A 14,313-nucleotide genomic window follows, 5' to 3' on the forward strand; every position below is an offset into this window, starting at 1 on the left:
TTCATACGTAAAATATATAATGAACCTATGAGGTGATCTTGTAATGGACATTTTGTGTTTCGTCAATATTTAAACAAACAATTATGAATCACCATTTATTACCAATTTCAGAAATAGAGCAACTTTTTAACACAAGTGAAGCAGGTTTGAATACAGTTGCGGCCGAAAAACTCTTATTAGAATTTGGGAAAAATGAATTGGCTGCTAAGAAAAAGAAATCCACTATCGTGATTTTTTTAAGCCAATTTAAAGATGTAATGATCTTTATTTTATTGGCAGCAGCAGCAGTATCCATTTTTATTGGTGAGATGAATGACGCCTATGTAATTCTTATCATTGTGTTATTGAATGCCGTGATCGGTTTTATGCAGGAATACAAGGCAGAAAAAGCGATGGTGGCTTTAAAAAAGATGTCGGCGAGTTCAACAATTGTCAGGCGTGAAGGAAAAATATTTGAAATACCCAGTATTGATTTAGTGCCGGGCGATGTTGTATTAATGGAATCGGGGAATCTAGTTCCTGCAGACATGCGTTTGAGAGAATGTCACTCTTTGAAAATAGAAGAGGCTGCACTTACAGGAGAATCAATTGCGATCGATAAAATTACGGAGGAACTCACGGAAGAAAAATTATCGCTGGGCGACATTATCAACATGGCATTTAAAGGTACTATTGTTACCTATGGAAGAGGGGAAGGAATTGTAGTTGCCACAGGTATGCAAACAGAAATTGGAAGAATAGCAAAATTGTTAGATACAAAAGAACTTCAAACTCCTCTGCAAAAAAAATTAGCTGATTTCGGAAAAAAACTTTCCTTTATTGTTATTGCAATTTGTGTGGTGATGTTTGGGGTAGGATTATTGCGCGGTGAAGAACCCATTCAAATGTTGCTTACATCAATTTCGGTTGCTGTTGCTGCAATTCCGGAGGCATTGCCTGCCTTAATAATAATTGCTTTAGCTATTGGCGCTAAACGCCTTGTGCGCATCAATGCATTAATCCGCAAATTACCGGCGACAGAAACTTTAGGATCTGTAACCTATATCTGCACAGATAAAACCGGAACAATTACCCAAAATAAAATGACCGTTACAAACATTTGGCAAATGTCGGAAACCAGTTCTTTTAAAAATTTAAGTGCGGATGAATTACTTCTTATTGCGATGGAACTTAACCACGATGTAATGTTGGATGAAAATAATAATTTAAAAGGTGATCCTACAGAAATTGCATTGGTAGAATATTCACGAAGTAACAGAAATAATAAAATTGCATTCAATATTGATCAACCACGAGAACAAGAATTGCCATTTGATTCGGAACGCAAGCGCATGAGTGTAATTTATCCGTTTAATAATGCTTGGATGGTAATTACAAAAGGTGCCGTTGAGTCTATTCTAGAAATTTGCGATGAAAAAAATGCAGCTCAAATTAATACTGCAACGGCAGAATTTGCAAAAGAAGGCAAACGAATTTTAGCATATTCCTTTAGAGAATTACCTGATCTACCTGATTCTTTTTCTGTAGAGACCATTGAATGTAAAATGCATTTTTTAGGATTGGTTGCAATGATCGACCCGCCGCGTTTGGAATCAAAACAAGCAATAATTGATTGCAAAACGGCCGGTATCATTCCGGTGATGATAACCGGTGACCATCCTATTACCGCCAGGGTAATTGCAATGGAAACAGGCATCATTGGAGATGCTAAGGATAAAATTATAACCGGAGCGGAATTAGATGCATTATCGGACGCCGAATTTGAAAAAGAAGTTGAAAATATCAGATTATATGCCCGTGTTTCACCAGAACAAAAACTACTTATTGTAAAAACACTGCAAAAAAGATCTCAAATTGTTGCAATGACCGGCGATGGGGTAAATGATGCACCTGCTTTAAGAAGAGCAGATATTGGAGTTGCAATGGGGATCACCGGAACAGATGTAAGCAAGGAAGCTGCTGATATGATCTTACTCGACGACAACTTTGCAACATTAATAAAGGCAATTAAAGAAGGCAGAAGAATTTATGATAACATTCGCAAATTTTTTAAATATATACTCACGAGTAACGGAGGAGAAATCTGGACTTTATTTCTTGCTCCCTTAATAGGATTGCCATTGCCTTTATTACCAATTCATATTTTATACATTAACCTCGTTACAGATGGATTACCAGGTTTGGCATTCGCTGCGGAACCTTCGGAAAAAGATATTTTAAACCGAAAACCGCGAAAACCCAATGAAAGTATTTTTGCAAATGGAATCGGTATCCATATACTTTGGGTTGGATTTTTTATGGGTGCAATTTGTTTAGCAACGCAGGCAATTGCAATGCATCTGGAAAATGATAAATGGCAAACTATGGTTTTTACTGTGTTGTGTATCAGTCAAATGGGCCATGCTATGGCGATTAGAAGCAACATGGAATCATTGTTTCAACAAGGGGTATTCGGAAATAAACAATTAGCCGCTGCAGTGCTTTTAACCTTAGGCTTACAAATGATCGTAATTTATGTTCCCTTTATGCAGGATATATTCGGAACAGAAGCATTATCATTAAATGAATTATTAATTTGTATTGCTATTTCCTCAACTGTGTTCTGGGTGGTTGAGTTTGAAAAATTACTTAAGAGAACAAAAGCTAAAAAAATTAATTTACCCAGAAAATAATCAGAGAATTTCCCGGGTAGTAATATTTATAAATAGTTTGTTATTACCCATTATCAGCCCAATCAGGAAACTAGTGATTTTTTTACAAACGCTTTCAATTGATTATCGGTAATATAATCGCCATCTACAGTATGAATTACCTTGTTGATGAAATTGTGTTCCGCATTAAGATAGTTATAAAACTCCTGTCTTGCAGTGGTTGGACCAAAAATCAGAATTTCATCATAAACCACTAATTTATCTGCCAATTCTTTAAAATAAGCATGTAAACTATTTTGTTCTTTCTCATGCTTAGCAAATTCATTGTTGGATGACCTGAATCCGCCAAGTTTTACACCATCGGAAGATTGTCCGGAAATGCGTTTCCTTCCTTTAATCTTGGAGGTTACTTTTATTAAATCCTGATCAAGATGTGCAGGATCGATCATTTTAGCTTCTTTATGATCCATCCAAATTGCTATTTTTTTAATTTCCAGTTGCTTTTTCATAATAAATATCTTAGTTGGTAAACTTTACAAGCTAAAATATAAGGCAATTATCATTTTTTTAAGAATCTAAATCACATGAGTTTATGACTAATCTCACAATTTGCATTTTGTAAAAAATATACAAATTGTAAAAAGAAGATATCAAACGTATAATTTCGGGGATTTATTTCTACAAAACTTCTTATGATCCTTAAAATATAACAATCAATCATCTCCACATCTGTAGAATTTTTTCTACATGAAATAATGTTTATTATATAATAATTAAATATTTTTATTAAGAATTTATACTTATACAAAAAAAACAAATCACCGATAAATATAAATTAATTTTAAACCTGAGCGATGTGTGAAGAACCCATATCAGCTTGACTTTCTATATTATTTTATATATATATATAATTAAATATATTTGCGTTTCCAACTAAAAATAATCAACTCGACGTATAAATATGAGTGAATTATGCAATTATTGGACAAACTTTTGCATAATTGGAGTAACACTAAAAAATTTATAATTTGCAATAATTTTTTTATCAAATTCTGAGGATAAGTCATTAAAAATTAAAATAATTTAAACACGAAATGAAGCTCCAGATCAAATACATGGTTAGCGATCGCTGTAAATTATTGGTTAGGACAGAACTGCAGAAGCTTGGTCTGAACATAATAAATATAAGACTTGGCGAAATTGAAATTGCAGAAAATCTTACCGAAGACAGCAGACTCCACTTAACAACGGCATTAACAGGTTCTGGCCTTGAACTTATAGAAGACAGGAGGTCAGAAATAACGGAAAAAGTGAAAATTGCCATAAATGAAATGATTAGGAATAAAGAAAAAATTCAAAAAGGCAGAATTTCACACTACCTCAGCAACCTATTAAATTGTAATTATATTTATATCTCCAATGTATTTTCCTCAAATGAAGGAATAACAATCAGAGAATATTTACTAAATCAGCGAATAGAGTATGTAAAAATCCTTATCGTCAAAAATGAACTCAGCATTACGGAAATTGCTTATTCTTTAAATTTCAGCAGTGTAGCACATTTATCAGCTCAATTTAAAAAGGTAACTGGATCAACCCCAACATTTTACAAGGTTTCCACTTTTGCAGATGAATATACCTTACTTAATAATTATGTAATTCAGAATAAAGAATAATTCACAGAACGGACAGTCTATTTTGTATAAAACTTTAAACGGAGCAACAGGCTCTTCCTGTAAAAATAAAAATAAACTAAAATGCCTATTTTAACTATTTTACTCGTTATTTTAATCGTTGGTGTATTACTTTGGTTAGTAAATACCTATGTTCCAATGGATCGTAAGATTAAAAGCATATTCAATATCGTTGTGGTAATAATCCTAATTATTTGGTTACTCGATGCATTTGGTTTGATCAATATGCTGAATAATGTTCGGGTTTAGTTCATCTTTTTGCTGAAAGGTGTCATTTTTAAGTCAGAGAAATTAGTTACAAAAAGTGACATGCAGAAGATATATACCAAAATTGAACTACTGTTTGAATAGTTTCCCAATATTGCTAACCACTTTATTGGGAAACAGTATAGTATTTATAATAGCATTTATCACAATTCTTTGCTGGTTGAATAGCCCTAGCTATACACTCACTCTCTACGGGAGTGCATAAGAGCCATTTTGCATGGTTTGATCTTCCTCAGCTTATTTATCATACAAAGGTCATTCAACAAATTATCTTCTGCTTTACATTTGAAAGTTAATGAACTGGTTGCATCTCACGAACTGGCGAGAAATACCATTTGTAAACATGGAAAACAATACGGAAAGAGAAATTGCAGAACTTTCTAAGGAATATAAGCATAGATCTGAGGTTCCAATGAGTTGAACAAGGATATTAAACACAAAGATGAAAATTTAATGAATTGAAAACTTCAACAATTACTCCTTGTTCTAGTCATTATGTAAATATAATTATGGGTTGAATTATTTCAATTTAATCATATTTTACCCTGTATTGTTACTCTTTTTGGTCAAAATACAAAAATTATGGTGCAAAACACACCTATTTGTTAGAATTTCTTCATTTTTCTGCTAATATGTCCTCCTAATACTCAAAATCCAGAATGGAATATAAAGTCTCCACAATCACCAATACCTAAGTGTTGAACTGTTTCATTAAAATGGTAAACACTATCTACAAGCATATTTTTTGAGTTTATAGTGATAAAATAAAATAAAACCTAGTTGTCTCAGTACATTACATGGTTGGAATAAGTAACTTCCTTCTATTAGCTTTCTGTTATGCTTCTATAAAATATGTACTTTCCAATTAGTTTATAGTCCAAATTTTTTGAAATAAAATATTCACTCATCAATATTTAATTCGTTATAATATTAAATTTAGCACTCATTTAATCGAAAAAACCCACTGCCTGTAACGATTCCATCAAAATGTAATTGTTGCAATTTTTTTAAAAAAAATATCGCAAAACCCTTACGAAAAATTGATCAGAACTCGAAAATTAGATTTATACGTTCGATAATTTCTATTTTTTAACCGGATTTTGTTGACCTAATTTGTGCAATTTAAACTAGCTTATGTGACATGAATTTATTTGTCACATAAATTTACTGAATTACATATCAGCAGTAAATTATACAACTAAATAATAAAATTGTGTAAAGGAAATGATTTAATGTTCCACAAATTTGGGAAGTGGAAATTATTTCACGAATAAAAGATTCAAAATGATAAAAAAAATACTTAATGTATTAATTACAGTTTTACTGCTAACAATACCTTATACAAATTTCGGTCAGGCCCCTGATTTAGGCACCTCTTCGAGTTTTGTATTGTTTACATCTGTAGGGGCATTTGAAAATTTCGGACCATCAAATGTTACAGGTGATATAGGTACTGATGCAGGCGTTTTCTCGGGGTTTCCTCCCGGGACAGTTATTGGTGAGATCCATGTAGAGGATGCAGTCTCCACACAGGCTGCAATTGATGTTGGTATTGCATATGGATATTTGAGTGCATTACCATGCGGTTCTGTGATAGGAACTACTTTAGGTTCAGGCCAGGTTCTGACCCCAAATGTTTATTGTCTTGGAGCTGCATCAACATTAAATGGAAATTTAATTTTAGATGGTCAGGGAGATCCAGATGCTTTATTTATTTTTAAAATAGATGGAGCTTTTTCAACTGGTACTTTTGCAAGTGTTACTTTAATTAATTCAGCATCATTATGTAATGTATATTGGCAAATTAATGGCGAATTTACTTTAGGTGAAAATTCTGTGTTTAGGGGAACTGTTATTAATGCCGGAGCAATCCATTTATTAGAAAGTTCTTCTTTATATGGCAGAGCCCTTTCAACTGCTGGCGCTTTAGATATGCACACAAATTTAGTTTCTATTTCAAGCGAACCAACTGCTTCCATAATTTCAGCAGGTGGACCGATTTCTTTTTGTGAAGGTGGTAGTGTAATACTTTCCGGTAATATTGGAGGAACATGGAATACAGGTGCAACAACACCAACAATTACAGTTACAACTGCAGGCGATTATTTTGTAACTAATACAAATACATGTGGAAGTGTTACTTCAAATCATATTATAACAACTATTAATCCATTACCAACTGCATCTGTAATTAATGCAGACGGACCGATTTCTTTTTGTGAAGGTGGAAGTGTTATTCTTTCAGGAAATATTGACGGAACATGGAGCACAGGTGCAACAACACCAACAATTACAGTTACAACTGCAGGCGATTATTTTGTAACGAATACAAATGCATGTGGTACAGTAACTTCAAATCATATAGTAGTAACTATTAATCCATTACCAACTGCATCAATTATAACTGCAAGTGGGCCCATTGAATTTTGCGGTGGCGGAAGTGTTATTCTTTCCGGTAATGTCGGAGGAACATGGAGCACAGGTGCATCCACACCAACAATTACTGTTTCAACTGCAGGTGATTATTTTGTGACAAATACAAATGCATGTGGAAGTGTAACTTCAAATCATATAATTGTTACAATAAGCGCTGCACCAACTGCATCAATTATAACTGCAGGTGGGCCAACTTCATTTTGTGCCGGTGGAAGTGTTATTCTTTCCGGTAATGTTGGAGGCACCTGGAGTACTGGGGCATCCACACCAACAATAACAGTTACAACAGCAGGTGATTATTTCGTAACAAATACAAATGCGTGTGGAACTGTTACTTCAAATCATTTAATAATTACAATCAATCCATTACCTACTGCATCCATAATTACTGCAAGTGGACCAACTTCATTTTGCGGTGGTGGAAGTGTTATTCTTTCCGGTAATGTTGGAGGAACATGGAGTACAGGAGCCACCACACCAACCATTACTGTTTCAGCAGCAGGTGATTATTTTGTAACAAATACAAATGCATGTGGAAGTGTAACTTCAAATCATATAATTGTTACAATTAGTGCAGCACCAACTGCATCAATTATAACTGCAGGTGGACCAACATCATTTTGTGCCGGCGGAAGTGTTATTCTTTCCGGTAATGTTGGTGGAACATGGAGCACAGGTGCATCAACACCAACTATTACAGTTACAACTGCTGGTGATTATTTTGTAACAAATACAAATGCGTGTGGTACCGTAACTTCAAATCATATTGTAATAACTATTAATCCATTACCAACTGCATCAATTATAACTGCAAGCGGCCCAATTGCATTTTGCACCGGTGGAAGTGTAATTCTTTCTGGTAATATTGGTGGTACATGGAGCACTGGTGCATCAACACCAACAATAACAGTTACAACAGCAGGTGATTATTTCGTAACAAATACAAATGCGTGTGGAACTGTTACTTCAAATCATTTAATAATTACAATCAATCCATTACCTACTGCATCCATAATTACTGCAAGTGGACCAACTTCATTTTGCGGTGGTGGAAGTGTTATTCTTTCCGGTAATGTTGGAGGAACATGGACAGGAGCCACCACACCAACCATTACTGTTTCAGCAGCAGGTGATTATTTTGTAACAAATACAAATGCATGTGGAAGTGTAACTTCAAATCATATAATTGTTACAATTAGTGCAGCACCAACTGCATCAATTATAACTGCAGGTGGACCAACATCATTTTGTGCCGGCGGAAGTGTTATTCTTTCCGGTAATGTTGGTGGAACATGGAGCACTGGTGCATCAACACCAACTATTACAGTTACAACTGCAGGTGATTATTTTGTAACAAATACAAATGCGTGTGGTACCGTAACTTCAAATCATATTGTAATAACTATTAATCCATTACCAACTGCATCAATTATAACTGCAAGCGGCCCAATTGCATTTTGCACTGGTGGAAGTGTAATTCTTTCTGGTAATATTGGTGGTACATGGAGCACTGGTGCATCAACACCAACTATTACAGTTACAAGTGCAGGCGATTATTTTGTGACAAATACAAACGCATGTGGAAGTGTAACTTCAAATCATATTATTGTTACAATTAGTGCTGCTCCAACTGCATCTGTTATTACTGCAGGAGGACCAATTAAATTCTGCCCGGGTGGAAGTGTTATTCTTTCCGGTAATGTTGGTGGAACATGGAGCACAGGTGCATCAACGCCAACTATTACAGTTACAAGTGCAGGTGATTATTTTGTAACAAATACAAATGCTTGTGGAACTATAACTTCCAACCATATTATTGTTACTATTAAACCATTGGCAACTGCATCAATTATAACTGCTGCTGGACCAACTGCATTTTGTACTGGAGGAAGTGTTATTCTTTCGGGTAATATAGGTGGAACATGGAGCACAGGTGCATCAACACCAACCATTACAGTTTCAACTGCCGGCGATTATTTTGTGACAAATACAAACGCATGTGGAAGTGTAACTTCAAATCATATTATTGTTACAATTAGTGCTGCTCCAACTGCATCCATTTTAACTGCAGGCGGACCAATTAAATTCTGCCCTGGTGGAAGTGTAATTCTTTCAGGGAATATTGGTGGAACATGGATTACAGGTGCAACAACACCTACTATTACAGTTACAACTGCCGGCGATTATTTTGTAACAAATACTAATGCATGTGGAACAATAACATCCAATCATATTATTGTTACACTTAAACCATTGCCAACTGCATCAATAATTACTGCCGCTGGGCCAACTTCAATTTGCACAGGAGGAAGTGTAATTCTTTCAGGTAATATTGGAGGAACTTGGAGCACAGGTGCATCAACACCAACTATTACAGTTACAACTGCAGGCGATTATTTTGTGACAAATACAAACGCATGTGGAAGTGTAACTTCAAATCATATTATTGTTACAATTAGTGCTGCTCCAACTGCATCTGTTATTACTGCAGGAGGACCAATTAAATTCTGTCCGGGAGGAAGTGTAATTCTTTCAGGGAATATTGGTGGAACCTGGAATACAGGTGCCACAACACCAACTATTACAGTTACAACTGCCGGCGATTATTTTGTAACAAATACAAATGCATGTGGAACAATAACATCCAATCATATTATTGTTACAATTAAACCATTGCCAACTGCATCAATAATTACTGCCGCTGGACCAATTGCAATATGTACAGGAGGAAGTGTAATTCTTTCCGGTAATGTTGGAGGAACCTGGAATACGGGAGCAACAACATCATCAATTACAGTTACAACTGCAGGTGATTATTTTGTAACTAATACAAACGCATGTGGAAGTGTAACTTCAAATCATATAATTGTTACAATTTCACCCTTACCAATTGCATCTATAATTTCAGCAACAGGTGTAACTACCTTATGTGAAGGTGGGAATGTTATACTAACAGGAAATATAGGAGGAATATGGAATACAGGTGCAACAACACCAACAATTACAGTTTCAACAGCGGGTGATTATTTTGTAACAAATACCAATGCATGTGGAAGTGTAGTTTCTAATCATATAGTAGTAACTGTTTACCCATTGCCTCTCTGCAATATAACAGGTGATGCATCCATTTGTGAAGGAGAATCAACACATTTATGCGCACCTGCCGAATGCACTTCATTTTTATGGAATACCGGCGAAACAACTGGTTGTATTAATGTTGTTGCATCAGGAACTTATACGGTTACTGTAACACACGGAGGTGGATGTGTAAGTACATGCAGTAAAACAGTTGTAGTAACACCATTGCCAACAGCATCATTAATAACTGCCGGAGGATTAACTTCATTTTGTGCAGGTGGATCTGTTATATTATCTGGAAATGTTGGTGGAACCTGGAATACAGGGGCAACAACTTCATCAATAACAGTAAGTACAAGTGGTGAATATTTTGTAACAAATACAAATATTTGCGGAACAATAACTTCAAATCATATTATTGTTAATGTATTTCCATTGCCATCATGTAACATTACCGGTGATGCTTCAATTTGTTTAGGCGAATCGACTAATTTTTGCGGAACACCAGGTTTAGTTTCTTATTTATGGAATACAGGAGCAACAACAGGTTGCATAACTGCAAGCAGTCCGGGAATATATACCGTTACAGGTACTGATATTAATGGATGTATCAGCTCATGCAGTAAAACTTTAACTCTTTATCCGGAACCTGTTGCATCTATAATAACTGCAAGCGCAACAACAACTTTCTGCGAAGGCGGATCAGTAATTTTATCTGGAAATGTTGGTGGAACATGGAGTACTGGAGCAACAACTCCATCCATAACTGTTAATACAAGTGGTGATTATTTTGTAACAAATACCACAGGTTGTGGTAATGTAATTTCGAATCACATTATTGTTACAGTTAATGCTTTGCCTTTGTGCAATATTACCGGAGATGCTTCAATTTGTTTCGGTGAATCAACCAACTTGTGCGGAACACCGGGTTTGGTTTCCTATTTATGGAATACCGGAGCAACAACAGGTTGCATAACTGTTAGCAGTCCGGGAATATATACCGTTACAGGTACTAATATAAATGGTTGTATCAGCACATGCAGTAAAACATTAACTCTTTATCCAGAACCTGTTGCATCAATAATATCTGCAAGTGGAACCACAACTTTCTGTGCAGGTGGATCAGTAATTCTAACTGGAAATGTTGGTGGAACATGGAGCACTGGAGCAACAACTGCGTCAATAACAGTAAATACAAGTGGTGACTATTTCGTAACAAATACCACCGGTTGTGGAAGTGTAAATTCAAATCATATAATTGTTACAGTGAATCCATTGCCTGTGTGTAATATTACAGGAGATGCTAAAATCTGTATTGGTGCATCAACCACACTTTGTGCTCCTCCGGGACTTGCGTCTTACTTATGGAGTACAGGAGCAACAACTAGTTGTATTACTGTATCAACAGCGGGAACTTATTCCGTTAAGATTACAAATGCAAACGGATGTTTCAGTATTTGCAATAAAACAGTTACATTATATGAAGCACCTGTTGCATCAACAATAACAGCAAGCGGAGCAACTACATTCTGTGCAGGTGGTTCAGTAATTCTTTCAGGAAATGTTGGTGGCGTATGGAATACAGGTGCAACAACATCATCTATAACAGTAAATACAAGTGGTGATTATTTTGTAACAAACACCACTGGTTGTGGAACTGCAATTTCAAATCATATCGCAGTAATTGTAAATTCACTTCCGGTTTGTAATATTACCGGTAATGGTAAAATTTGTATTGGTGAAACCACAAATCTTTGTGCACCTGCAGGTTTTGCATCCTATCTTTGGAGCACCGGTGCAACTACCAATTGTATCAGTGTTTCTACAGCAGGAACATATTCAGTTACAGTTACAACGGTTGATGGTTGCAGTAGCACTTGCAGTAAAATTGTAACATCATATCCTGCACCTATAAGCTCAGTTATTACTGCTGGAGGGCCAATCACATTTTGTCAAGGTGGTTCTGTAGTTCTATCTGGAAATAGTGGAGGAACCTGGAGCAATGGTGCAACAACTTCTACAATAACTGTAAATACTAGTGGTGATTATTTTGTCACCAGTACTACAGGTTGTGGCACTCTAATTTCAAACCATATAATTGTAACAGTTAATCCGATGCCTGTTTGTGATATAACTGGTGACAGTTGTATTTGCACCGGAGAAACAGTTTTGATATGCGCACCTGAAGGTTTTGCCGAATACCTTTGGAGCACCGGACAAACAACCCGTTGTATTCATGTATCAGAATTAGGACTAAAAACTGTTATTGTTACAAATGAATTTGGATGCACCAGTTCATGCAGTATTGAAATAACCGAAGGGCCTTATAGATTAGCATCAGATGAGAGTCTTAAATCTGTTGATGGCAACATTGAAGTTAAAGCATATCCAAATCCATTCAGCAATAAAGCGATTATAGAATTTACAAACACAGAATCAAATTCGTTTGTTGTAATCGAACTTTATACACTAACTGAAAATAAAGTAGCAATTCTTTTCCAAGGTGATGTTGAAAAGGGAATGTTAAATACAGTAGAAGTGGAAGGAGAAAAACTACAAGCAGGTATTTATATTTATCGAATCATAAATGGTTCCCAAATAATTAATAGGAAACTAATATTGGTAAGATAATTTAATCACCTTTAATTTGAACTGCTCTCAGTAATGAGAGCAGTTCTTTTTAACATTGGATATCGGGCGCGTTTAATCAGGTAACATTAAAAAGGTATATTATTATACAAAAAATGTATTAGTATATTTTATAATTCAGGTTCACATTTCATTAAAATTTAGGTTTGATCAGTTTAAATTATTTTTAATCGGAAAACGAAATCGATAATATGGAAAAACATGCATATTTATTTATTGCTTTCTCTAACAATTAATTTAGAACAGAGTCATATAATATTAAAGAATTTGTGATTCAGAATTAAAAAATGAATGGTCAACACAACAACTCATGATCTACGGGAGCTGTTAAGTTTTTTCAATGTATAAACGAGCACTATTTGAATAATTTCAAAAAAATATATTTATGAGAAGAGGAATAAAATCAAATCCACTACAAACCAATTTGGGAAATATAAATTGGACCCAGTTTCCTGCTAATGTAAATAAAATCAGATGCGAAAAATTAAATCTGAGGCCTGAAAACATAGGATTAGTTGAACCTATCAGCATAACTTAATTACCTATTTGATCAAATAAATAATAAAACCTATAAATTGCTAAATTATAGCAATCCATAGCAACTGAAATGGTAACTTAGCAGAATATAAGGTTTTACTCCCACTTGATCATTAGCTACTCAACTAACAAAGTGTCTGTTTACTTGTTAATTATAAATTTAAACTATGTATAGCTCAATGCATCTCTATATTAAAAATATGGTAAGTAATCGCTGCAAGCTAATTGTGCAGTCCGAATTGGAGAATATTAATATACCCTTTACCCGCCTCGTATTAGGCGAAGTTGATATAATGCAGACTATTTCAGACAAACAACGTGAAGAGCTGAAAGAGGCTTTATCGAAATCTGGCCTGGAGCTTTTAGAGAACAAGAAAGCTATGCTTATAGAAAAAATCAGGAATATTATAGTGGAAATGATTCATTATGCTGAAAATCTGCCTAAAACAAAATTTTCAGAATATTTAAGCAGCAAATTAAATTACGACTACACCTATCTTTCCAATCTTTTTTCTGAACAACAGGGAACAACAATTGAGCAATTTATCATAATAAATAAAATTGAACGAGTTAAAGAGTTACTTGATTACAATGAACTTACTTTAACTGAAATTGCACTCAAACTACACTACAGCAGTGTGTCTCACCTTTCAAACCAGTTTAAAAAGATTACCGGATATTCTCCTTCTGCTTTCAAAAAATTAAAAGATAAAAAATTGAATACGCTGGAAAGCTTATAATCTTATAATACTAAACAATTTCTGTTTATAATCACGGCTTTGGTGCTTCAGGGAATTCCCAATTTCAACTTCAAAATTGTACTTACAATTCAACTATTTTCAATAAACGGGGTAGTTTTTCCCCGTTTTAATTAATCAATTGGGATTGGCACCAATACCTGCGAATCTCACATTGCAACAGAAGTAATCACCTCCTGTGTTTGCTTGCATTTGGCATAATTATTTTAAGTATTTAGAGAGTAAAGCTCTCAAATTACATAT

General features: G+C 34.8%; 7 protein-coding genes. 6 read left to right on the forward strand and 1 reads right to left on the reverse strand.

Annotation, left to right across the window (positions count from 1 at the left end):
* Nucleotides 1–83 precede the first annotated feature (83 nt).
* Nucleotides 84–2,672, forward strand: a complete 2,589-nt coding sequence (locus IPI31_16185) for a cation-translocating P-type ATPase (protein MBK7569360.1) — start codon at nt 84–86, stop codon at nt 2,670–2,672.
* A 62-nt stretch (nt 2,673–2,734) separates the two neighbouring features.
* Here the strand turns inward: IPI31_16185 and IPI31_16190 are convergent, their stop codons facing one another.
* Entirely contained in the window at nt 2,735–3,160 is a 426-nt protein-coding gene (locus tag IPI31_16190; GenBank protein MBK7569361.1) for a hypothetical protein, read from the reverse strand.
* Between the two features lie 585 nt (nt 3,161–3,745).
* Between IPI31_16190 and IPI31_16195 the strand changes: the two genes are divergently transcribed.
* From IPI31_16195 to IPI31_16215, 5 genes are all read left to right on the forward strand, one after another.
* Nucleotides 3,746–4,327 (forward strand): AraC family transcriptional regulator, encoded by a 582-nt coding sequence (locus tag IPI31_16195; protein ID MBK7569362.1) that lies wholly within the window; start codon nt 3,746–3,748, stop codon nt 4,325–4,327.
* Nucleotides 4,328–4,834: 507 nt separating this feature from the next.
* Nucleotides 4,835–4,996, forward strand: a complete 162-nt coding sequence (locus IPI31_16200; GenBank protein ID MBK7569363.1) for a low affinity iron permease family protein — start codon at nt 4,835–4,837, stop codon at nt 4,994–4,996.
* Nucleotides 4,997–5,896: 900 nt separating this feature from the next.
* Nucleotides 5,897–12,757, forward strand: coding sequence for a T9SS type A sorting domain-containing protein (locus IPI31_16205; protein MBK7569364.1), 6,861 nt, complete (start codon nt 5,897–5,899; stop codon nt 12,755–12,757).
* Between the two features lie 403 nt (nt 12,758–13,160).
* Nucleotides 13,161–13,313, forward strand: coding sequence for a hypothetical protein (locus IPI31_16210; protein MBK7569365.1), 153 nt, complete (start codon nt 13,161–13,163; stop codon nt 13,311–13,313).
* A 178-nt stretch (nt 13,314–13,491) separates the two neighbouring features.
* Nucleotides 13,492–14,052, forward strand: coding sequence for a helix-turn-helix transcriptional regulator (locus IPI31_16215; protein MBK7569366.1), 561 nt, complete (start codon nt 13,492–13,494; stop codon nt 14,050–14,052).
* Nucleotides 14,053–14,313: the final 261 nt, after the last annotated feature.

It is taken from the genome of Bacteroidota bacterium, assembly GCA_016706865.1.
GTDB lineage: Bacteria > Bacteroidota > Bacteroidia > Chitinophagales > BACL12 > UBA7236.

What these genes read in the sequence shown, in the direction of transcription:
- IPI31_16185 (MBK7569360.1), top strand. Translation starts at nt 84, where the DNA reads ATGAATCACCATTTATTACCAATTTCAGAAATAGAGCAACTTTTTAAC.
- IPI31_16190 (MBK7569361.1), bottom strand. Translation starts at nt 3,160, where the DNA reads ATGAAAAAGCAACTGGAAATTAAAAAAATAGCAATTTGGATGGATCAT.
- IPI31_16195 (MBK7569362.1), top strand. Translation starts at nt 3,746, where the DNA reads ATGAAGCTCCAGATCAAATACATGGTTAGCGATCGCTGTAAATTATTG.
- IPI31_16205 (MBK7569364.1), top strand. Translation starts at nt 5,897, where the DNA reads ATGATAAAAAAAATACTTAATGTATTAATTACAGTTTTACTGCTAACA.
- IPI31_16210 (MBK7569365.1), top strand. Translation starts at nt 13,161, where the DNA reads ATGAGAAGAGGAATAAAATCAAATCCACTACAAACCAATTTGGGAAAT.
- IPI31_16215 (MBK7569366.1), top strand. Translation starts at nt 13,492, where the DNA reads ATGCATCTCTATATTAAAAATATGGTAAGTAATCGCTGCAAGCTAATT.